This window comes from Roseomonas fluvialis (assembly GCF_022846615.1).
GTDB lineage: Bacteria > Pseudomonadota > Alphaproteobacteria > Acetobacterales > Acetobacteraceae > Neoroseomonas > Neoroseomonas fluvialis.
Genome location: NZ_AP025637.1, coordinates 4,598,985 through 4,619,933, shown reverse-complemented (window position 1 = coordinate 4,619,933; position 20,949 = coordinate 4,598,985). Strand labels below are relative to the sequence as shown.

At 70.0% G+C, this 20,949-nt stretch carries 22 protein-coding genes; 13 read left to right on the top strand and 9 right to left on the bottom strand.

All coding sequences use genetic code 11. The features are described from left to right. Position 1: 1 nt before the first annotated feature. On the bottom strand, positions 2–1,000 hold the full coding sequence (locus MWM08_RS22105) for a tripartite tricarboxylate transporter substrate binding protein (RefSeq protein WP_244408664.1): 999 nt from the start codon (positions 998–1,000) through the stop codon (positions 2–4). A gap of 166 nt (positions 1,001–1,166) precedes the next feature. Between MWM08_RS22105 and lpdA the strand changes: the two genes are divergently transcribed. The 8 genes from lpdA to MWM08_RS22065 all read left to right on the top strand — a co-directional run bounded on the left by lpdA (position 1,167) and on the right by MWM08_RS22065 (position 7,653). Further along, positions 1,167–2,585: a dihydrolipoyl dehydrogenase gene (lpdA, locus tag MWM08_RS22100; protein ID WP_244408663.1), complete on the top strand. Its 1,419-nt coding sequence runs from the start codon at positions 1,167–1,169 to the stop codon at positions 2,583–2,585. A 69-nt stretch (positions 2,586–2,654) separates the two neighbouring features. Beyond that, positions 2,655–2,936, top strand: coding sequence for a PGPGW domain-containing protein (locus MWM08_RS22095; RefSeq protein ID WP_244408662.1), 282 nt, complete (start codon positions 2,655–2,657; stop codon positions 2,934–2,936). Positions 2,937–2,967: 31 nt separating this feature from the next. Further along, a complete protein-coding gene (locus MWM08_RS22090) occupies positions 2,968–3,330 on the top strand; it encodes a DUF423 domain-containing protein (RefSeq protein ID WP_244408661.1) in 363 nt (120 codons plus the stop codon). Beyond that, positions 3,294–4,235 carry an SAM-dependent methyltransferase gene (locus MWM08_RS22085; RefSeq protein WP_423815991.1) on the top strand — a complete coding sequence of 314 codons (942 nt, stop codon included), beginning with the start codon at positions 3,294–3,296 and terminating at the stop codon, positions 4,233–4,235. Before MWM08_RS22090 ends, MWM08_RS22085 begins: the two co-directional genes overlap by 37 nt. Positions 4,236–4,311: 76 nt before the next feature. After that, the gene (locus MWM08_RS22080; RefSeq protein WP_244408659.1) at positions 4,312–4,644 is read left to right on the top strand and encodes an EF-hand domain-containing protein; all 333 of its coding nucleotides are present in this window, start codon (positions 4,312–4,314) and stop codon (positions 4,642–4,644) included. Between the two features lie 101 nt (positions 4,645–4,745). Then, positions 4,746–5,600: a YihY/virulence factor BrkB family protein gene (locus MWM08_RS22075; RefSeq protein ID WP_244408658.1), complete on the top strand. Its 855-nt coding sequence runs from the start codon at positions 4,746–4,748 to the stop codon at positions 5,598–5,600. 36 nt (positions 5,601–5,636) lie between these two features. Continuing rightward, entirely contained in the window at positions 5,637–6,725 is a 1,089-nt protein-coding gene (locus MWM08_RS22070; RefSeq protein ID WP_244408657.1) for an enolase C-terminal domain-like protein, read from the top strand. 13 nt (positions 6,726–6,738) lie between these two features. Beyond that, the gene (locus MWM08_RS22065; protein WP_244408656.1) at positions 6,739–7,653 is read left to right on the top strand and encodes an NAD(P)-dependent oxidoreductase; all 915 of its coding nucleotides are present in this window, start codon (positions 6,739–6,741) and stop codon (positions 7,651–7,653) included. 463 nt (positions 7,654–8,116) lie between these two features. Here the strand turns inward: MWM08_RS22065 and MWM08_RS22060 are convergent, their stop codons facing one another. The 6 genes from MWM08_RS22060 to MWM08_RS22035 all read right to left on the bottom strand — a co-directional run bounded on the left by MWM08_RS22060 (position 8,117) and on the right by MWM08_RS22035 (position 12,054). Next, positions 8,117–9,277, bottom strand: coding sequence for an energy transducer TonB (locus MWM08_RS22060; RefSeq protein WP_244408655.1), 1,161 nt, complete (start codon positions 9,275–9,277; stop codon positions 8,117–8,119). Then, positions 9,274–9,684 carry an ExbD/TolR family protein gene (locus MWM08_RS22055; RefSeq protein ID WP_244408654.1) on the bottom strand — a complete coding sequence of 137 codons (411 nt, stop codon included), beginning with the start codon at positions 9,682–9,684 and terminating at the stop codon, positions 9,274–9,276. Before MWM08_RS22055 ends, MWM08_RS22060 begins: the two co-directional genes overlap by 4 nt. A 4-nt stretch (positions 9,685–9,688) precedes the next feature. After that, entirely contained in the window at positions 9,689–10,354 is a 666-nt protein-coding gene (locus MWM08_RS22050; RefSeq protein ID WP_279323216.1) for a MotA/TolQ/ExbB proton channel family protein, read from the bottom strand. Positions 10,355–10,372: 18 nt separating this feature from the next. Beyond that, entirely contained in the window at positions 10,373–10,828 is a 456-nt protein-coding gene (locus MWM08_RS22045; RefSeq protein ID WP_244408653.1) for a Tat pathway signal protein, read from the bottom strand. Positions 10,829–11,058: 230 nt separating this feature from the next. After that, entirely contained in the window at positions 11,059–11,280 is a 222-nt protein-coding gene (locus tag MWM08_RS22040) for a hypothetical protein (protein WP_244408652.1), read from the bottom strand. Between the two features lie 195 nt (positions 11,281–11,475). Then, positions 11,476–12,054, bottom strand: coding sequence for a bifunctional transcriptional activator/DNA repair enzyme AdaA (locus MWM08_RS22035; RefSeq protein WP_244408651.1), 579 nt, complete (start codon positions 12,052–12,054; stop codon positions 11,476–11,478). Between the two features lie 116 nt (positions 12,055–12,170). Here MWM08_RS22035 and MWM08_RS22030 point away from each other — a divergent pair, with 116 nt between their 5' ends. Beyond that, a complete protein-coding gene (locus tag MWM08_RS22030; protein ID WP_244408650.1) occupies positions 12,171–13,079 on the top strand; it encodes a DMT family transporter in 909 nt (302 codons plus the stop codon). 248 nt (positions 13,080–13,327) lie between these two features. Here the strand turns inward: MWM08_RS22030 and MWM08_RS22025 are convergent, their stop codons facing one another. Next, positions 13,328–14,323 carry a GlxA family transcriptional regulator gene (locus MWM08_RS22025; protein WP_244460008.1) on the bottom strand — a complete coding sequence of 332 codons (996 nt, stop codon included), beginning with the start codon at positions 14,321–14,323 and terminating at the stop codon, positions 13,328–13,330. 63 nt (positions 14,324–14,386) lie between these two features. Here MWM08_RS22025 and MWM08_RS22020 point away from each other — a divergent pair, with 63 nt between their 5' ends. Then, positions 14,387–14,698 (top strand): DUF1272 domain-containing protein, encoded by a 312-nt coding sequence (locus MWM08_RS22020; RefSeq protein WP_244408649.1) that lies wholly within the window; start codon positions 14,387–14,389, stop codon positions 14,696–14,698. Between the two features lie 132 nt (positions 14,699–14,830). On the opposite strand, the gene MWM08_RS22015 is transcribed toward MWM08_RS22020, so the two are convergent. After that, a complete protein-coding gene (locus tag MWM08_RS22015) occupies positions 14,831–15,277 on the bottom strand; it encodes an SRPBCC family protein (RefSeq protein WP_244408648.1) in 447 nt (148 codons plus the stop codon). 159 nt (positions 15,278–15,436) lie between these two features. On the opposite strand from MWM08_RS22015, the gene MWM08_RS22010 reads away from it, so the two are divergent. From MWM08_RS22010 to MWM08_RS22000, 3 genes are all read left to right on the top strand, one after another. Further along, positions 15,437–16,657, top strand: coding sequence for a helix-turn-helix domain-containing protein (locus MWM08_RS22010; RefSeq protein WP_244408647.1), 1,221 nt, complete (start codon positions 15,437–15,439; stop codon positions 16,655–16,657). Positions 16,658–16,708: 51 nt separating this feature from the next. Continuing rightward, complete coding sequence (locus tag MWM08_RS22005; RefSeq protein ID WP_244408646.1) at positions 16,709–17,350, top strand: Vgb family protein; 642 nt, start codon at positions 16,709–16,711, stop codon at positions 17,348–17,350. 1,114 nt (positions 17,351–18,464) lie between these two features. Beyond that, positions 18,465–20,933: a sensor histidine kinase gene (locus MWM08_RS22000; RefSeq protein WP_244408645.1), complete on the top strand. Its 2,469-nt coding sequence runs from the start codon at positions 18,465–18,467 to the stop codon at positions 20,931–20,933. Positions 20,934–20,949: the final 16 nt, after the last annotated feature.

Here is a 20,949-nt window from a genome sequence, read left to right as displayed (position 1 = left end):
CTCAGCCGTCGAGGCTCAGGTTGAGGCGGCGGACCATCGCCTTCTCGTACTCCACGCGTTCCGCGATGAAGGCGCGGTAGGTCTGGGTGTCCTGGTAGACCAGCGGCATGTCGAAGCGGTTGCGGACCTCGGCGTTCTCCGGGGTCATCAGCGCGTCGCGCATGACGTCGTGCAGCACGCGCACCACGCCCTCGTCCATGCCCTTCGGGCCCGACACCCCATAGGGCGAGGTCACCACCAGGTCGTAGCCCAGTTCCTTGAGCGTCGGCACGGTGGCAAAGCGCGGCACGCGCTCGGCCGTCCAGACGGACAGGGCGCGCATCTGGTTGTTCTCCACGAAGGGCGCCCAGGTCGAGCTGTCGCAGACCATGTCCACCTGGCCGCCGAGCACCGCGGTGACGGCCTCGTTCGACCCGCGATAGGGCACATGCGTGAGCTGCACGCCGTCCTTCTCCTGGATGCTTTCCATCGCCAGGTGGTTGGTCGTGCCGATGCCCGAGGTGGTGAAGGTCAGCCGGCCGGGATTGGCCCGGGCGAAGGCGATCATGTCCTGCCAGGTTCGGAAGCGACTGTCCGCCTTCACCGCGCAGCCGAACAGCCAGCCCGTCATGCCGATGATGTGGGTGAAGTCGGCCACCGGGTCCCAGCCCGGCGTGCGCATCATCCAGGGCCGGCGCAGCACCGACAGGTGCATCTGCGTCAGCGTATGGCCGTCGGGGCGCGCCTGCTGCGCGACACTGAGCGGGCCGAGCGTGCCGCCCGCGCCGGGACGGTTCTGGATCACCACCGGCTGGCCCAGGGCACGCGCGGCGATGTCGCCGATCGAGCGCAACTGCACATCGGCCGACCCGCCCGCCGGCCAGGGCACGACCAGCTGGATCGGCCGGTCGGGGAAGCGCGCTTGGGCGCGCGCCAGGCCTGGCGCGGCCAGCGCGGCGGCGCCAGTGGCCAGCACCAGGCGGCGGGTCGGATGGGGGGCGGTGGTGTCCCGGACAGTCATGCGGCGTTCCTCCTGCGGGCGGCGCGTCTGTCGGCGCCTGCGCTGGCATGACGATAGCGGTGCCCTGCCCGGAAACCCAAGCCCTTCCCTGCGCCTTGATCCCGGCTGGCGTCGGGGGCAGTTTCCGCCGGCAATTCAAGCCTTCCAGCCCCAGGACCCCCGATCCATGCCCGAAACCTTCGACGTCATCGTGATCGGCGCCGGCCCCGGCGGCTATGTCTGCGCCATCCGCGCCGCGCAGCTCGGCATGAAGGTGGCCTGCGTCGAGAAGCGCGAAACCCTGGGCGGCACCTGCCTCAACATCGGCTGCATCCCGTCCAAGGCGCTGCTGCACTCGTCGGAGGTGTTCGAGGAAGCCGGCAAGCATTTCGCCGAGCACGGCATCGGCGTGGGGCAGGTCACGCTCGACCTGGCGAAGATGCAGGCGCGCAAGGCGGAGGTGGTCTCAGCCAACGTCAAGGGCGTCGAGTTCCTGTTCAAGAAGAACAAGGTGACCTGGCTGAAGGGGGAGGGGCGGATCGTCGCGCCCCCCGGGCGCGCGAACGAAGGCGCGCCCGGCACCGTGCAGGTCGCCGGCACCGAGTACGGCGCGAAGCACATCGTCATCGCAACGGGGTCGGAATCCACGCCTCTGCGCGGTGTCGAGGTCGATGAGAAGCGTATCGTCACCTCCACCGGCGCGCTGGAGCTGGACGCGGTGCCGGGCCATCTGGTGGTGATCGGCGGCGGCGTGATCGGGCTCGAGATGGGCAGCGTCTGGCGGCGCCTCGGCGCGCAGGTGACGGTGATCGAATTCCTCGATGGCATCCTGCCGGGGATGGATGGCGAGGTGCGCAAGCAGTTCGAACGCATCCTGGCCAAGCAGGGGATGAAGTTCCGCCTGTCGTCGAAAGTGACCGGCGCGGCGGTGGACGACACCGGCGTGACGCTACAGGTGGAACCCGCCGCGGGCGGCGCGGCGGAGGCGATCCGCGCCGATGTCGTGCTGCTGGCGATCGGCCGTCGGCCGCATGTCACGGGCCTCGGGCTGGACGCCGTGGGCGTGGTGCTGGATGAGCGCGGCCGCGTGAAGACCGACGCGCATTTCACGACCAACATCCCCGGCATCTACGCGATCGGGGACGCGATTGCCGGCGCGATGCTGGCCCACAAGGCCGAGGACGAGGGCTATGCCCTGGCCGAGATGCTGGCCGGCCAGAAGCCGCACATCAACTACGATGCCATCCCGGGCGTGGTGTATACGTGGCCGGAGGTCGCCTCGGTCGGTGCCACCGAGGAAACGCTGAAGGCCGCCGGGGTCGCCTACAAGGTCGGCAAATTCCCCTTCATGGCGAATGGCCGCGCGCGTGCGATGGGTGCCACCGACGGCTTCGTGAAGGTCCTGGCCGACAAGGTGACCGACCGCGTGCTCGGTGCGCACATCGTCGGCCCCGATGCCGGCACGCTGATCGCGGAAATCGCGATGGCGATCGAGTTCGGCGCGAGCGCCGAGGACATCGCCCGTGTCAGCCACGCGCATCCGTCCCTGAACGAGGCGGTAAAGGAAGCGGCGATGGCGGCCTGGAACAAGGCGCTGCACATCTGAACCGGCGCAACGCTTCGCAACACCGGGTCGCGCTTGCAGCGACCCGGCCGGCCAACCATCTGCGCGGGCATGGTGATCCTGCGCCCCTCCCTCTCCCGCAAGGCCGCGGGCTGGCTGCTGCTGGTCCTCGGCGTGCTCGGGCTCGTGCTGCCCTTCCTGCAGGGCTTCCTGTTCCTTGCACTCGGCGTGTTCGTCCTGCGCGACCAGCATATTTGGGCGGCGCAGCGCTGGGGCTGGGTGGCAGGGCGCTGGCCGCAGCATGTCGACAAGGTCGAGGCGCTCGAGGCCTCCCTGCTGCGCCGCATGGCCGGCGCGCGGGACCGCATTCGCCGGCTGTTCACCCGGGCGTGACGGCGGCGCCCGACCGGCGTAAGCCACCCGCATGCATCGCATCTGGCTTGTACTGGGCGCCCTGACCGGGCTTGCCGCCGTCGGCCTCGCGGCCTGGGCCGCGCATGGCACGCCCGCGGGGTTCGAAGGCGTGCAGCGCCGCGCGGTGGACAGCGCGCTGATGGTCCAAGGCTGGCACGCCGCCGCGCTGCTGGTGGCGGGCCTGATGGTGGAGCGCGGGCGGCGCCTCGCGAACCTCGCGGGCCTGGCCTTCGCCCTCGGCACCGTCGCCTTCTGCGGCGCGGTGTGGTGGGGGGCGATGGGTGGCGCCTCGGTTGGACCCGTGGCGCCGACCGGCGGAATGTTGCTGATGGCCGGATGGGCGCTGCTGGCGCTCGGCGCGTTGAAGCGGTGATCCGCAGCGCCTACCTGGCGGCGGAGGGCTTCGCGCCGGAACTTACCGAGGAGTTGCGCCGCGCGGGAGTGGGCATCGCCGCATGGCATGGACGCCTGGCCCTGTCGCCCGAGGCGCCCGTGGCGGCCGCCTGGTCGCTCGATACCTGGACCGACCCGCGCGAGGTCGCGGTTCCCTCGGTCAAGGCCGGCGCGGATGCGCTGCGGGACCTGCAGCGCAACTGGGCGCACTACCCGCTGCTGTACCACCGCAGGTCCGCCCTCCTGGCCGAGCGCCTGCCGCCGGTGAAGGCCCGCCCGCTGGCCTTCCCCGCCCCCGCGCCCACTGCGCATCTGGGCGCCTGGACGCTGCTGGCGCCCGACCGGCTGCTGGCCAGCCCGACCAAGACCAGCCCCTTCGTGAATGGCGAGGTCGGATTCGTCGAGGACCGCGAGGGACCGCCATCCCGCGCCTACCTGAAATTGTGGGAGGCGCTGACGCGTATCGGCCGGCATCCGCTGCCGGGCGAGACCTGCCTCGACCTCGGCGCCGCGCCGGGCGGCTGGACCTGGGCGATCGCCCGGCTTGGCGCGCGGGTGACGGCGGTGGACAAGGCGCCGCTGGACCCTGCCATCGCGGTCATGCCCGGTGTTTCCTGCCGGCAGGAGAGCGCCTTCGGCCTGGACCCCCGGCAGGAAATGCCGGTCGACTGGCTGTTCTCGGACATCATCTGCTACCCGTCCCGCCTGCTGGTTCTGGTCCGCCGCTGGATGGAGGCGGGGGCGGCGCGCAACATCGTGTGCACGCTGAAGTTCCAGGGGGAGACGGACCACGACACTGCCGCGGATTTCGCGGCAATCCCGCGCGGTCGGGTGTTTCACGGCTTCCACAACAAGCACGAGCTGACCTTCGCCTGGCCTGCCTGACGGGCCCTGGCACGGTCCCTGCTATGCCTGGTCTGCGCCAGCACGGCGCCGCCCGGATCACCCGGGCGCCACCAGGATGGAGTTCGCAGCCATGCAGACAGCCCCCACCGCCCCGCAGGCGATCCGGGCCTTCCGCATGCAGAGCCAGCAGGATGCGGCTCGGCTTCAGGCTGCCGGCGGCGGACAGGAGTTCGCCGCGACGCTGCAAGGATTGCGGCAGGGCCCCGCCAACATGGCAGGGCCCGGAACACCCACGGGCAACACGCTCGCCGCACTGCTCCAGCGGCTGGACACCGACCAGGATGGCCGGATCACGCCGCTGGAGCTGCGCGCCGCGACCAACCGGCAGCAGCCGCCGGAGGGGGCCGGCGCCGATCCATCGGGACGCCGCCACGCCCTGGGGGGCTGAACCGGATCACGCTTTCCGTCGCGCGAAGAATACGCCGGGCCTCGCCTGTTCCATATCCGGCCCCGCCGTCCTAGGTCTGGGGCATGGATGTCATGCCGCCCGTGCGCGACCGGCCCCGCCGGCGCGACAGCGCCCTGGCCATCGCCGCGCGCATGTGGCGGGAGGCGGCGTCGGACCGCATCTCCCTGACCGCCGCGGGCTGCGCCTTCTACGCCATGGTCGCCCTGTTCCCGGCGATCTTCCTCCTGGTGCTGGTCTATGGCCTGGCCTTCGACCGCGAGACGGTCGAACCGCAGCTGGAAGTGCTGCGGGAACTGGTGCCGGAAGACACCTTCGACCTGATCGCGGGGCGCGTGCACGACCTGATCGAATTGCCGCGGCCGCGCCTCGAATGGGGTGCCATCGTCTCGGGCGGGGTGGCGATCTGGTCCGCCTCGGCGGGCACCAGGGCGATGATCGGCGCCCTCAACATGGCGCACAACGTCACGGAAAGCCGGGGCTTCTTCCACTACCACCTGCTCGCGATCGGAATCACCATGGCGATCACCATCGCGGTGGCGCTGGCGATCGCCTCGCTGGTGGCGCTGCCGGGAATCGCCGCGCTGCTCGGGCTACCGGCGCCGCAGGCCTGGACCTTGCGCGGCACCTCGATGGGCACGCTGCTGGCGCTGGTCTTCCTGGGGCTGATCGTGGTGTACCGGCTGGGACCATCGGGGCGGCACCCGGGCATCGTCTGGACGCTGCCGGGCGCGGTGGTGGCAACGCTGCTCTGGGCGGCGGCGTCGGCGGGGTTCACGCTGTACGTGTCGCATGTCGCGACCTACGACCTGATGTACGGGCCGTTGGGTGCCGCCATCGCGCTGATGATGTGGTTCTGGGTGTCGGTGTTCGTGGTCCTGCTGGGGGCGGAGCTGAACGTCTCGATCCTGGAGACCCGCGCCTCGACGCGCGGCTGACCCGCGGGCAGGATCATCCCTGGAGGATGCCTGCCCATGACACTGCCGGTGATCGACCTGGTGCGCGTGCGCGCGGTGGACGCGCCGATCGACCCGCCGCTGCGCAACAGCCTGAATGTCATCCCGCGCGCGCCGCTGGTGATCGTGGATGTGCACACGGCCTGCGGGGCGGCAGGCACCGCCTATGTGTTCCCGTATACGGCGGCGGCGCTGGGCCCGACCGCGGCACTCGCGCGCAGCCTGGGCGCGGGGCTGGTGGGGCGGGCGCTGGCGCCGGCCGCGCTGTGGCGCGAACTGCACGATGCCGGGCGCATCCTCGGCACCGAGGGCCTCGTGCAGATCGCGCTCTCGGCGATCGATATGGCGATGTGGGATGCGCTGGCGGTGCGCGCGGGGCTGCCCCTGTGCGTGCTGCTGGGCGGCGAGGCACGGCCGGTGCCGATCTATGCGTCGCTCCGCGGCTGGGGTGCAACGATGCTGGCGGACGAAGCGGGCGCGGCGGCGGCCGCACTCGGCGCGCGCGCGGTGAAGTTCAAGCTTGGGCAGAAGCGGCTGGAGGATGACCTCGATACCGTGCGCGCCGTTCGCACAGCGGTGGGCGACGAGGTGCAGATCCTGGTCGACTACAACCAGGCGCTGAGCCTGCCCGAGGCCGAACGCCGCGCCCGCGCGCTGGAGGCGCGCGATGTCCGCTGGCTCGAGGAACCGCTACCGGTGCAGGACGATGCGGGGCTGGCGGAACTGGCGCGGCGCGTGACGATTCCGATCCAGGGCGGCGAGAACTGGTGGGGTCCGGCCGGGATGCATCGCGCGCTGATGGCCGGTGCGGTGGACTTGTGCATGCCCGATGCGATGAAGATCGGCGGCGTGACCGGCTGGATGCGCGCCGCGGCGATGGCGGCAGCGCATCGCGTGCCGATGTCGTCGCACATCTTCGTGGAAGCGAGCGCGCACCTGCTGAACGTGACGCCCACGGCGCATCTGCTGGAACACCTGGATGTCGCCGCGCCGCTGCTGGCCGAACCGCTGGTGGTGCAGGACGGCATGGCGCTGGTGCCGGATCGGCCCGGCATGGGCATCATGTGGGATGAGGCGGCGCTGCTGCAGCACGCCGCGGATGTGTGAGGAAACCGGACCGATGCGCGCAGCCTTCGTCGATGCCAATGCCTCGCTTGCCGACGTGATGCGCCGGCTGCGCCGCGCCGGCGACCTGCCGGTCGCGATCCACGAGGACCCCGACATAACGCCCGAGGCCCTGCCCGGGCTGTTGGCCGGCGTGCAGATCGCGATCGACGACCACACGCATTTCCCGGTCGATGTCGTGAAGCGCTGCCCCGACCTGAAGCACATCGTCTTCCTGGGCACGGGCGCCAGATCCTACATGGACCCCGAGGCGCTCAAGGCCGAATGCGGCGTCAAGGTCCACATCATCAAGGGCTATGGCGACACCGCGGTGGCCGAGATGGCCTTCGCGCTGATGTGGGCGGCGGCGCGCAACATCGGGCAGACGCACCACGCCATGGTCGGCGGCGGCTGGCCGCGCGACGAGGGCATGCAACTGACCGGCAAGACCGTCGGCATCATCGGCTTCGGCGGAATCGGCGCCGAGATGGCGCGGCTGTGCGCCGGCGCCGGCATGAAGGTGCTGGCCTGGAACCGTACGCCGAAGGCCCATCCCGGCGTCACCTTCACCCACATCGACGCGCTGCTGTCCGCGAGCGACGTGGTGTCGCTGCACCTGCTGCTGAACGACGAAACGCGCGGCTTCCTCGATGCCACACGGTTGGCCCGGATGAAGCCCGGCGCCCTGTTCGTGAACACCGCGCGCGGCGCGATCGTCGACGAGCCCGCGCTGGTCGTGGCGCTGCGCGAGGGCCGCATCCGCGCCGCCGGCCTCGATGTCTTCGTCGAGGAACCGCTGCCTGGCGGGCATCCGTTGGCGGCGCTGCCCAATGTGGTGCTGACGTCGCACTCGGCCTTCCGCACGCCGGAGGCAACGGACAACCTGATCGAGGCGTCTCTCGAGCATTGCCGCAGGATCGTGGCGGGCTGACGCGAAGGCTCTGCGCGACGCGCGTCTCGCGGTAGCGTCCCGTGCCACGTGGGGTCGCGCGTACCAGCGCGAAGCCGCGTGGCCGCAACGTGTCAGGATCCGCCGGCAAGCACCCGCGGGCCCGCGCGTCGAGCGGCCGGAAGGTGAGACCCGTCGCGGCGCCCGCCGCGTGCCATCGGTCCAGGCCGCCGCCGCGCCCCTGCAGGTGGAAATCCGACCGGATGTGTGTGGCGAAGCCCATTGCGGGCGTCATCTCCTCGATCACGCCGCGACAGGCCTGACCCGCCGGCCTCGCCTCCATCACGATCTCGTCGGCGCCGCCGCAGGCCGGCGCCGGTGTCGTCGTCGACCAAGTCGCCGCCGCCCGGTGGCGCAGGGCGCGTCGTTGACGGTGGCCGGGTTGGCCGCACGGGCCGGTGCAGGGCCGCCGACCGTGCCTGAGGGCCGCTTCCGCAGCGGACGGTCAGCGGAGGTCGAAGCCAATCGGCACCACCACGCTCGCTTGCGCCCCCGGCATGGCCGGTGGCAGCGGCGGCAGCGGGGACACGCGGCGCAGCAGCGCGAGCGCCTCCTGGTCCAGCATCGCCGAACCGCTGCCGCGCAGGAGCCGCGGTGCGAGCACGGTGCCGTCGCGTGCGATCGAGAAATGCACCATCGCGACGCCCATGATCCCCTGTTCGCGCGCTGTGTCCGGGTAGCGCAGGTTGCGCCGCAGGATGCGCGCGACGGCGGCCGCGTAGTCGGGCGGCAGGCGCGCCGCGTCGCGCTCGCCCGCGGTGCCTCTGTCGTCGGCCGCCGCACCGGGCGCGGGGGCATCGCTACCACCCGTCGCCAGGGCCGCGCCCGCGCCGCGCGTCGTGCCAGCCGCCCCGCCCGGCCCGCGCGCCGGGGCACGCGGCGCGCCGGTCGCTGGAGCGCGCGCGGCCGGCCGCGCGGTCGCGACACGGGTGGGTTCGGCCGCGGCGGTCGGCGCCGGATCGGGCGGCGTCGGCGGCAAGGGAAGGGCCTCGGTCGCAGGCTCCGGCTGCGTTTCGGCAAGTGCTGTGACCGGCGGGTGCGACAGGACAGACTCGGCGGGCGGCGACGTCGTAGCCACCGGCGGCGGTTCCGCCAGCGTCACCAGGCGTGATGCCTGTGCCGTCGCAGGTGCGACCTCGACGGGTGGCGGCGGAACGGATGTGGCCTCGGTCGGCGCGGGGGCTGCCGTCGCGGGGGGCGGTGGCGCTGGCGCCACGGCAGCTACAGCCGTCGTGGGGTTCGGCGCCCTGGGGGGCGGGGATGTGGCCTCCGTTACCGGCGCTGCGATCGATTCCGCCTCGGCTGCGAGCGGTGCCGACACCGGTGCAGCCTCGATGGCCGAGGCGTCGGGCGCCGGCGCGTCGGGGCCGCCCGCCGCCGCGTCCGCCTGGACCGGTTCCGCGTCGGCCGGACCCTGGTCGCCGAGCAGGCCAGCGCCACCCAGGCCGGCCAGGCCCAGCGACAGCGGCGTGCCGGCCGGGGCGACCGGTACCGTCGGGCGCAACAAGACCGCGAAAAGCCCAACGTGCAGCAGCACTGCCACTGCCCATGCCGCGGGGTGCACGCGCCAGTCGGTCGGCGGCACGGGCGCCGCCAGGGTGGTCACGGCGCGGCCTCGCCGATCAGCGACGCGCGCGCGAAGCCCGCCGCCGAGATAGCGCCCAGAACGCGCATCACATCGCCATAGCTCTGGCCGCGATCGGCCCGCAGGAATACCGCGCGGTCCGGCGCGGCCGTCGCCAGTGGGCGCAGCACCGCCACCAGTCCCGCCAATCCGACCTCCTCGCGCTCGACGAAGACGCGCCCCTGCGCGTCCAGCGAAAGCACGAGGGGTTCCTGCGCCTGCGCCGCGGGTGCGCCGGCGGTGCGCGGCAGGTCCACCGGCACGCCCACGCTCATCATCGGTGCCGCCACCATGAAGATAATCAGCAGCACCAGCATGACGTCGACGAAGGGTGTGACGTTGATCTCCGCCAGCACCTCGTCCTGGTGTCCGGGCCCGCCGATCGCCATGGCGCTATTCCGCCGCCAGGGCCGGGCGGACCGGGCGCGCGCCAGCCAGCGCCATGCGCGCCGCCAGACGTTCCGCCGCGCCGGCGGCCAGCGCGCGGGCCGCGCCGAGTTCGACCGTCAGGCGGTTATAGGCGAGCGCCGCCGGGATCGCGGCGACGAGGCCGAGCGCGGTGGCGAACAGCGCCTCGGCAATGCCCGGCGCCACCGCGGCCAGGCTGGTATTGCCGCTCGCGGCAATGGCGGTGAAGGCGTTCATGATGCCCCACACCGTGCCGAACAACCCGACGAAGGGGGCGCTGGCGGCGATGCTGGCCAGCAGTGGCAGGCCGCGTCGCGCCGCATCGACCTGTTCTGCCACCGCGAGATGCACCGCGCCGGCGATATGCGCGCGGCGATCGGCGGAGGCTTCCGCCGCTGCCTCTCGCGCCGCCTGTTCGGCCGCCTGCGGGACGGCGGCCCACAGGTTGGCGCCGCCTGGCGCGGCACCGCCCTCGGCGAAGCGGCGCAGCGCGGCGGCATCGCGGTTCAGGCGCCGGAAGCGCAGCAGCCGGTCCAGCGCCACCGTCCAGACGCCGAGGGATGCGGCCAGCAGCAGCAGCATCACCAGGCGGACCACCCAGTCCGCCATAAGGAACAGGCCGATCGGCGAGAGGTCGTGCGGTGTCGCCATGATGTCGCTCTCCCGTTCTCAGAGGCCGAAGCGCAGGCCGGTCCGGCTGGTCGCGCGCAGCCGTTCGGCGCAGTCGGGCGCGTCCTGCCCGGCGATCCGGCAGGCCAGCACGTCGTTGACCAGCAGCCGCGACATGCCGTCGCAGGCGAGCCCCGGCAGGTCGAAGATCCGTACCGCGGTGCGCCCGGCGCCGACCGGGCCGAGTTCCACCGCGACCCGCCGCGCGATTTGCCCGTCGCGCGCGAAGGCGACCAGATCCAGCCGCAGCGAGCCCAGCGCCGGTGCGCCGGCGGCATCGTTCGCTACCACCATCCAGACGCGGCAGGCCTCGGCCGGGCTGCTGACCTGTTCGAGGCGGTTCAACTCGACGGGCAGCGCTGTTTCCGCGCGGGCACCGGCGGTCGACGCTGCCAGGGCGATCAGGCCGGACAGGAGAAGGCCGCGGCGCGTGCGCGCGGGATCGATCATTCGCATGGAGAGGGTATTGCCAAAAATGCGACTGACTCGCAATCGCAGAAATGCATTCCATGTCGAAGGTGCACGCGTGGCGACGGGCCTGGCCACCGGATCGCCACCTGGTTCGTCCCCCCCCTTCTTGCTGCTGGGGGTTGCGGTCGATCTCCGGCGGCGCACAGCCGGGGCGAAGCAGCCTTGCGTCGGGGCAATCCGCTGGACAGCGAGCGTCTCCACAGGCTTCGCAGCGGTCACCGAGCGCCTCGGCGCGCCACGGATGCCAGCGCGTCTGCGCTCAATGCAGCGTGGTGCCGGGGGGTCGCGAGGCGCAGGCCGGCGGTGGCCATCTCGGCGGCGAAGCGGCGCGCTCCGATTGACGCGGGGCCACCTGAGTCCTCGGGCAACCAGTCGGCAAGCACGATCACGGCGTCGGTCGCCAGGCCGGCCTGTAGCGCCGCGACCAGACGCAGCATGCCGCGTTCATCCTGGCCGAGCGTGGGGCAGGCGCAGCAATGCACGCGGATAACGGGCGGTCAGGGCCGCATGTGCTGCCGCATGGTCTCGGTGTTTTCGGGGCGGTGCCGCGCACGAAGCGATATGCGAGCGAGCCGATCATGCGCAGGGAGGCCCGGCCGCCGGCACCATGGCCATGGAGCACTGGCGCGCATCTAACGCTTCTGTGCACCGCGTCGGATCGCGGTCGGAGGCCGCTTGTAGACGTCGGCGAAGGCCGCGTTGAAGCGCCTCAGGCTTCCAAACCCTGCTGACATGGCGATCTCGGTCATCGTCAGATCCGTCTCGGTCAGCAGGCGCTTTGCCCGCTGCACGCGCGCGGTCCGCGCGACGGCGCTCGGGCTCGCACCCAGGTGGCGTGCAAAGAGTCGACGCAGGTGCCGCTCGGTCATCCCCATGCGGGCCGCCAGTGCCTCGATGGTGGCGTCCTCGCCGTCCAGCGCGCCGTCCTCGACGATCAGCCGGAATGCCCGCTCGACCGTGGCCAGCGTGCCGTTCCAGGCGGGCGAGAAGGGCGTTGTTTCGGGGCGGCACCGGAGGCAGGGCCGGAATCCTGCAGCCTCCGCCGCGGCGGCGCTCGGGACGAAGCGCACGTTGCGGCGGAACGGGAGGCGCACCGGGCACGTGCAGCGACAATAGACGCCGGTTGTCCTGACGCACACGAAGAAGCGTCCGTCAAAGGCGGGATCGCGTTCCGCCCACGCCCTTTCCCACAGCGCTGATTGGCTCGTCATGCCGATGACCCTACCGCACGCGCATTCACTCCGGAGGATGAGGTCCGATTGCGGCGAGGCAGGTCCGTCACGATGCGCGATCCATGCGCGTCCATACTGCCATGAGGTCTCATTGCATGTCCGATACCCGACGCATTCTCGCCGGTGAATGGGTGCTGCTCGGCCTGCTGTCGCTCCTGTGGGGTGGCTCGTTCTTCTTTGCCAAGGTCGCTCTGTCGGAGGTTCCGCCACTGACGATCGTGCTGGCGCGTGTGGCGATCGCCGCCAGCGCCCTATGGCTGTATCTCCGGCTGCGCGGCGCCGCGATCCCGTCCTCAGCAGCAATCTGGTGGGCCTTCTGCGGCATGGGGTTCCTGAACAACCTGCTTCCCTTCTCGCTGATATTCTGGGGCCAGACCTTCATCGACAGCGGGTTGGCTTCGATCATCAACGCCACGACACCGCTGTTCTCGATCCTCATTGCGCATTTCCTCGCGGCCGATGAGCGTCTTTCCCTCAACAAGCTGGCTGGCATCGCGCTCGGGATCGCGGGTGTTGCCGTGCTGCTGAGTGCACACACGTCGTCGGGGAGAGATGGCGCGTTCTGGGGTGTCCTGGCCTGCCTCGGCGCCGCAGTCTCCTACGGTTTCGCAAACACTTTCGGCCGCCGCTTCAAGCGCATGGGCATCGCGCCTGCCGTGGGCGCCTTCGGGCAGATCACGGCGACCGCTTGCATGGCGTTGCCGCTTGTCCTGCTCGTCGACCGGCCTTGGCAGCAAGGCATGCCCGGCCTCGTCACCTGGGGCGCACTGATCGGGTTGGCGCTGCTGTCCACCGCTCTTGCCTACATCATCTTCTTCCGCCTGATCGCGACGGCTGGAGCGACGAACACGTCGCTGGTCACGCTCCTGATTCCGGTCAGCGCGGTTCTGCTTGGTGCGGGCTTCCTTGGGGAGCGGCTGTCGGCACTGCAATTCGGCGGCATGGCTCTCATCGGGCTTGGGCTGATCGTGCTGGACGGACGGCTCCTCGACCGAAGCAGGTGACGGGGGCAGTCTGCTGAACCGTCTCGTTCGCATCGAACATCACCCGGCGGCCATCCACGTGCGCGAGAGCGAGATGATCGTCGATGGCACCTGCCTGCCGGCTTGGTTCATCGCCACGCACGGGCCGGGCGTCGCGCAAGGTGTGCATCGGATGGAGACGGGCTGCGTGGTGGTGCTGTTCCAGCACCGGGCGTCGGCCCCCACGATAGCCTGTGTATCTGACCCAGGCGGGTGGACGGCCGCCGACACTACCCTGCCACGCGTCGCCACAGCCGCCGGTATTCCCGTGGCGTGACGGATGTCTGGCGAAGGAAGCACCGGCGCAGAACATCCTCGCTCGTGAAGCCGCAGCGCGCGGCGATCGTCTTCAGCGGTTCCGCGGTCTCGGTGAGCAGCCTCTGGGTTGCCTCGATCCTCATTTTCTCCACCATTCGGGCGGGGCTGAGCCCGACTTCCGCCCGGTATCGGCGACCGAAGGTTCGCTCGGTCATCCCACAGCGGGCCGCGAGGGCCTGAACCGAAAGATCGCCCGCGAGGTTCTCACGGATCCAGTGGTGGAGATCGTCGAACCGCCCCGCCCGTTGGAGCGCGAGCGCCTGGCTGAACTGCGCCTGGTCGCCGGGCCGCTTCAGGAACATCACGAGGTCCCTGGCGATCGCGAGCGCGACGTCGCGTCCGACATCCTGTTCGACGAGAGCAAGACACAGGTCCATTCCGGCGGTCACGCCGGCGGAACTCCAGACCGGCCCGTCGCGTACGAAGATGGGGCGGTGTTGAACGTCAATCGCTGGAAAGCGGTGCGCCAGTTCGCCGCAGCGGGCCCAATGGGTGACGGCGGAGCGACCTTCGAGCAGGCCCGCTTCCGCCAGCAGGAAGGCGCCTGTGCACACCGAGACCGTGCGTCGTGCCATGCGCGACCGGCGACGGATCCACGCCAGCAGGCGCGCATCCGCCATCGCGACATCCACGCCTGCGCCGCCGGGCACGATCAGGGTATCCACCGCGCGCCGCACGCCCCGGAACGGCGTCGCCGCGAGGCTCAGCCCGGCAGAGGTCGAAACCAGGTGCTCCGCGGCAACGAGCGAGAGGGCGTAGCGATGCGGCATGGCCCGGGCCGCAAGCGCCTCGTTCGCCGAGGCGAAGATCTGCATCGGACCCGTCACATCGAGCAGCTGGACGCCGGGGAACGCGAGGAGTTCGACCGCGTGCGACGGGCGTGGCGGAAATCGTCGGTGTTGTGTCATCGCCGCCAAGCTCACCATGGTGCATCACGGTCCGGAAGCCGAAATTCCGTGAGGCATGACGCCATGGCTCTCGAACTGAGACCGAACTGCGAATACTGCGACCGCGACCTTCCGCCGCACGCCGAGGACGCACGCATCTGCACCTTTGAGTGCACCTTCTGCGCGCAGTGCGTCGACCGGCACCTCAAGAACGTCTGCCCGAACTGCGGCGGCGGATTCCAGGCCCGGCCCATCCGGCCGCGGACGGAATGGCGCCCGGGTCTCTCGCTCGCGCAGTGCCCGGCGTCGAAGCGACGAGTTGCGCTGAGCTACGCGCAGGAGGACATCGCCGCCTTCACCGAGCGCCTGGCGCATATCCCGCCGGCCTCGCGCTGACCGGGCCTCGCGGCCTGCAGGCCGCATTCGCGTGCCGGACGCGCCGCGCAAGGCCAAAACACGTTCCCACTGGCCACAGAACCCGCCACCTGGGCGCAGGAGCCCGAGGCCCCACCGCCCTGGTTACGCAGATCAATCCCAGTTCACGGTGATGCGGACGTCGTCGGGCATCGGCGTGCCTGTCCCGGTTTCGATCATCGCCTTCAGGCTCATCAGGAAGGTCGCCCACTTGGTGGAGCAGTGGTGCATGAATTCGACGGGCTCGGCCCAGCCCGCGTGCTTGAACATCACGGTCGCCTGCTCGTCGTCCTGCCGGAGGTCGAAGCTGACCTTGGTGCCGACCCATTCAGCGGGGCCGTCGACCACGTCCCACAGCACGCGTTGGCCGGGGACGAGCTCGAGCACCTTCATGTCGAAGGCACCGCGGTCGCCGAACTGAAAGTGGATCCGGCCGCCCACCGTGCTGTCGCCGCTCGTTGTCACGGTCCACCAGCCCGCAAGGCCGTCGATTGTCGTGAGGGCCCTATAAACGTCGTGGGTGGAGGATTTGACTCCAACCCTGTGCAGGATGTCTGGCACTTGAGATCTCCTTCCATGCTGGGTCGGCACATGCGTGTGTTGCCGGCAAGTTGACGGAGATTGTCTACGGCTACCTGTGACCGAGGCTGGAGTGACAAGTATGGCGCGATTTCGCGTGACAGGGTTTGAGCAGGCTGGGTCCGCGTGGATGAGGCGGGAATGGACTCGCTGATCACGGCCGCGGCGCAGGCCCTGGCTAAGGGCAATCCGCTCGGCGCGCTGAAGCGCATAGCTTTGCGTGAGGATGCGCCGGCGCTGGCGCTACGCGGCATTGCGATGGCGCAGCTCGGGGATCTTGGGAAAGCCAAGCTCCTGCTGCGGCGGGCAGCGAAGGCATTCCGCCCGCACGAGGTCGTGTCGCGGGCGCGATGCGTTGTGGCCGAGGCGGAGATCGCTCTCGTCTCGCGCGATCTCACCTGGCCGGAAGACGCCCTGAAGGATGCGCGTGACATTCTCGACACGCACAACGACAGGCTTAACGCCGCGCACGCGCGGCATCTTGCCGTGCGCCGGCTGCTGCTGATCGGAAAGCTGGATGAGGCCGAGCGCGACCTGCGCGAACTCGACCCTGAACCTCTCCCGCCCGCATCACGAGCAGCGTATGAGTTAGCGGTCGCGGGCATCGCGATGCGGCGCATCCATATACAGGCAGCGCGTGCGGCCTTCATGCGTGCGCACGCGGCGGCGCTGGCGGCCGGTATTCCGGCGTTGAGAGCGGAAGTCGAGCGCGCGCAGCGCGAACTGGATGCACCGGCGGCGCGGTTGATCGCACGCAGCGAGCAGACGCTGGTCAAGTTGGACGAGGTTGAGACGCTGCTGGCATCGAAGGCGATCGTGGTGGATGCCTGCCGCCTGGTACTGCGCAATTCAGAGACGGTGGTGTCGTTGTCACGTCGGCCCGTGCTGTTCATGCTGGCGCGTACACTGGCTGAGGCATGGCCGGAGGATGCAAGTCGCGAGGACCTTCTCGCGCGTGCCTTCCGCGCGAAGCACGCGGACGAAGCGCACCGGGCACGGCTGCGCGTCGAGATGGGACGGCTGCGTGCGAGCCTGACGGCAGTCGCGAAGGTCGTCGCAACCAAGCGCGGCTTTGTGTTCAAGCCGCCGCAAGGTCGCGAGATCGTCGTGATGGTACCGCCGTTCGAGGACGAGAACGCGGCTGTGCTTGCCTGCCTCGCCGACGGAGAGGCGTGGTCGAGCTCAGCGCTTGCGGTGGCTCTCGGCGCCAGCGAGCGCACGATACAGCGCGCGCTCGACGGCCTGGCTGCGGCGGGCAAGGTGCAATCCTGCGGCAAGGGGCGGGCGCGACAATGGACCAGCCCGCCCGTATCGGGATTCACGACAAGCTTGTTGCTCCCCGGTCCGCTGCCAGGCGTCTAGTGAGGTCAGGCCGGACAGGCAGACATTGTTCTCCGGAAAAGGATGGATCAGATGAAACGCCGGGCGGCAGAGATCATCCGCGAGTATGGGCCATTTCCCGACGCACCAAAGGTCAACGGAGTGACGTTCGATGGCGAGCGCATCTGGTTTGCCGCGGGCGCTTCGCTGAGAGCCATCGACCCGGAAAGCGGAAAGCTCACAGGCGTCATCGACGTCGCCGCGCATGCGGGGACAGCCTTCGACGGGACGCACATCTACCAGATCGCCGAAAACCGTATCCACAAGATCGACCCAAAGAGCGGTGCCCTGCTCGCCTCGATACCGGCCCCGGGCAATGGCGGAGATTCGGGGATGGCCTGGGCCGAAGGGTCGCTGTGGGTCGGCGAGTATCGGAGCCGACGGATCCATCAGATCAATCCCGACACCGGCGCGCTGATCCGCTCAATCTCGTCCGACCGCTTCGTCACCGGCGTGACCTGGGCGGAGGGCGACCTCTGGCACGGCACCTGGGAAGGCGAGGAGAGCGATCTGCGCCGCATCGACCCCGAGACGGGAGAGGTGTTGGAAAAGCTCGACATGCCAGCCGGTACCGGCGTTTCGGGGCTCGAGTCCGATGGCAGTGAGCGGCTGTATTGCGGCGGAGGCGACAGCGGCAAGGTGCGCGTAGTCCGCCGGTCGAGGGCGACGCCTTAGCAGGCCGGGCGCACCCACATCGCCGCCCCGCATGCGGCCAGGCGCGATCGGCGCGATGTCGTGCGGCACGCTCGGCCTTTGCCTCGTCCCCGAAGGCGGCCCTTGGCGGCGATGGCCAGCATCGGCTTGCCTTCCCCTTCGTGCCCTTTGGGAGCGCTGGTGGCGAGGGTGCATCCGTCGATGCGCGGCACATCGGCCACGGTGCTGCGCGTGGCCCAGAGGTTAGTCGTCCAGGCGCTCGTTTGTGCGGGTCAGTACGAGCCGGAAGCCGGCACCGGCCTGGGCCCTGGCCGGCGGGTTGGCGCGCAACAGCGGCTTTGCCTGCGCGAAGGGGTTTCCGGGGATCACCATCACCGACCTGCCGCACGCGCGCGATCCTTGCAGATTTCGCACCGGCATCAGTGGGCCATTACTCTCTCATCCAAAGGCCCGGCCTGCTCCTGCGGGGGGGTATGGTCGCCTGCTCTGGGGCTCAGCGACGGTTACGCGTAACTCGGCGGGCTACCCGACCGTAGTGCAATCACTCGCGACGGCGTTCATTCAGGCCCACACCTCCGATCTGGAACCCAACTGCGCGGCTTTGGGAACCTTGACGGCGGGGCGCGGTTGAAGCCCGTATGGAAACCTACCGGACTGCCAACAACGATCCACGTCTCTTCAGGTCGTTCGCGTGCGTCGCCGCTGCTGCGCTGGTCGCAGTGGGCGCGATGCTCGCCCTGGAGAAGATCTTCTGACGGGCTGGGCCGCGACGCCGACGCGTGTAGCGGCCCGCTCCATGATTACCTGCTGTGCGAAGGCACACGGCCCGTATCGGGCGGTAGTGCTGATTGCGAGCGGGGCTGATGGCGACCAAACCGCACTCTGAATGAACAAGCGAACGGAATGGTCAGTGCGGACGATGCCAGGCGCTTCAGTCCGCCCGGTCTGGCGGGCCTTTGGCCGGCCCGGCGGTGGCCTTGTGCGCACAGCATCTCGCGTGAATCAGGCGGTTGCATTCTTGATTTCAATTCGTCGGTTCGCGTGTTAGTGACGGTCAGGGATCCGGTGAAGTTCCTGGAGGCGGGCGCGACGCAAGCACTTCCGCCGAACCCATCAGGCCGGACCAGGAGGGCACTTGCCGAGCCCCGCTCCTGATGAGGCGCTGCGATCGTCGGGTTCCGACAGCGTCGAGCCGCCCGTCCGTGACAATCTGATCCGTGCAGCGCGTAGCCGCCTCAATCGCGCCTCCCGCGATCAGCCGCGGGGCCATGGTTTCATCAGTTTGCTGCCCGCTCTGACGGTCGCCGTTCCCGCCTTCGTCCTTGCGCTTGCAGGCCAACTGACTTGGACCGCGACGGTGTCGGAAGCCACGGAGGAAGTGGCGCGCATGGCGGAGTCCGCAGCGGAGACCGCTGATCGCGCCCTCAGCGGCTATGCCGTGGCGGCGGCTCGCGTAAGCGACCGGTTGGCCGAGCTTGCCGCAGAGGCGCCGACGGCGTTCGAACATCGCGCCCACGCGCTGCTTGCCGAATTGGTCCAGGAGTTCGATCCGCCTGTCATCGCCTTCGCCCTGGACGCTGCTGGCGTTCCGGTGGCGGCGAGCCACCTGTTTCCAGTACCGACCGGCCAATCGCTGTCCGACCGCGATTTCTTCCAGGCGCTGAGCGGCGCCAATCCTCCAGCCGTCCATATCAGCCGCATGTTCGTCGGCCGCTTTGACGGCCGTCTGTTCTTCGCTGTCAGCCGAGGCCGCTGGTCCCGGCCCGACACGCAGGGGCGCGGCCGTTTCGATGGCCTCGTTACCATCTCGGTCGATCCGAACACGATCGGCGCAGGCCTACGCCGGCTATTGCCGCACAACACGGACCGGATCGCGCTGCTGCGTGACGACGGCGTCCCGATCGCCAGCAGCGTGATCCATGCCGAGCCGCTCCAAGTCGATTCAGGCGCGCGTGCCGTGTCGGCGCTCGCCGCGGCTGGCGCCACCTCCGACCGACACTGGGCCGGCCAGGACGGCAACGGCGAGGCGCGACTGGAGGCAGCGCGCCGCCTCAATGGCTTTCCCGTTTATGCCGTCGCAACGCGACCTCTCACTGCGGTCCGCGCCGAGTGGCGGTCGGCCTTCGGACCCTACCTCGCCTTCGGCGTCCCGGCGATAGCGGCGCTGCTGGCGTTGAGCCTGCGCGTGCGCAGCGACCAACTGCGTCTGGTGACGGCCAACGCGACACTTCTGCGCGACGTTGAGAGGTCGGAGGACCGCCTGGAACGGGCCAAGCGCTACGCGATGGTCGGAACCTTCGAGGTGGATTTGACGACTGGCCGTAGCCTTCGGTCGCCTGAGTACATGGCAGTGAACGGCCTCGCGCCCAGCGCAGCGCGCGAAACCCATGCGGACTGGATGCGCAGGCTGCATCCCGATGATCGGGCCGCGGCCGAGGCAAGGCTGTTGAATGCCGTCGCCGACGACAGCCGCATAACCGAATACGAACAGACCTACCGAATCGTCACACCCTCGGGCGAGGTGCGCTGGATATCGGCGCGCGGCGAGATCGAGAGGGATGCACGGGGGCGCGCGCTTGTCATGCGCGGCATCCATGTCGACGTCACCTCGCTGCGCTCGACCGAGGCGCAGTTGGCGGAGACCGACGCCCGCCTGGTCCTGGCACAGGACGCTGTCGGCATTGGGACCTGGGAATGGCTGCCGACTCAAGGTCGCCTTTACCTGGCGCAGCGGGCGTTGCAGCTCATCCGATATAAGTCCTCAGACACGGCGCCGCCTTGGCGCGACGTGATGCGGTGCGTCCTGCCGCAGGACCGGCGCCTCCTGTGGCGTGGGCTGCGCGAGGTGCTCGCGGCGGGCACCATGCGGGTGGAACTGCGCATTCGGGCATCGGCCGAGCCTGGGGCGCCGACGCCCTGGATCATCATTCGCGCGCGAGCTGTCGACCTTGGCGACGGCAAGGGACGGCGCATCCTTGGCGTCGCCTATGACATCACCGAGCGTAAGCAGGACGAGATCCGCGCCGCGCTTCTGGCGCAGGAAGTCGAGCATCGCGCGCGAAACGCGATGACGCTGGTGAGCGGACTGGTGCGCATGACAACAGCGCCGACACATGAGGAATTCGTCGCCACGCTCGAGGGGCGCATCAGGTCGCTGTCGCAGACCATCACGCTGCTCGGCCGCTCGCGCTGGGCGGGCGCGGCGATCGGGGAGCTGGTTCGCGAGGAGCTCGCCGCCCACTTGTCTAGCGCCGCTGACCGACGAGACATACGTATCGACGGGCCAGAGGTGATGCTCGACGTGGACGCAACGCAGCACGTGTCGATGGCCGTGCACGAGCTGGCGACCAACAGCGCGAAGTACGGCGCCCTGTCCGTGCCGGATGGGTCGATCGAGGTGACCTGGCGCATGGAGGGCGCCACGGTCGCGATGACCTGGAAGGAGCGTGGCGGACCCCGGGTGGCCGCCGCGCCCGAGCATGAGGGCTTCGGTACCTTCCTCATTCGCTCCACCATCGAGAACCAGCTTGGCGGTACCCTCGAGATGGCGTGGGAGCCCGATGGGCTCCGCTGCAGCATGCGGTTCCTGCCGACGGCCCGGTAGGCACTCGGGGAACCTA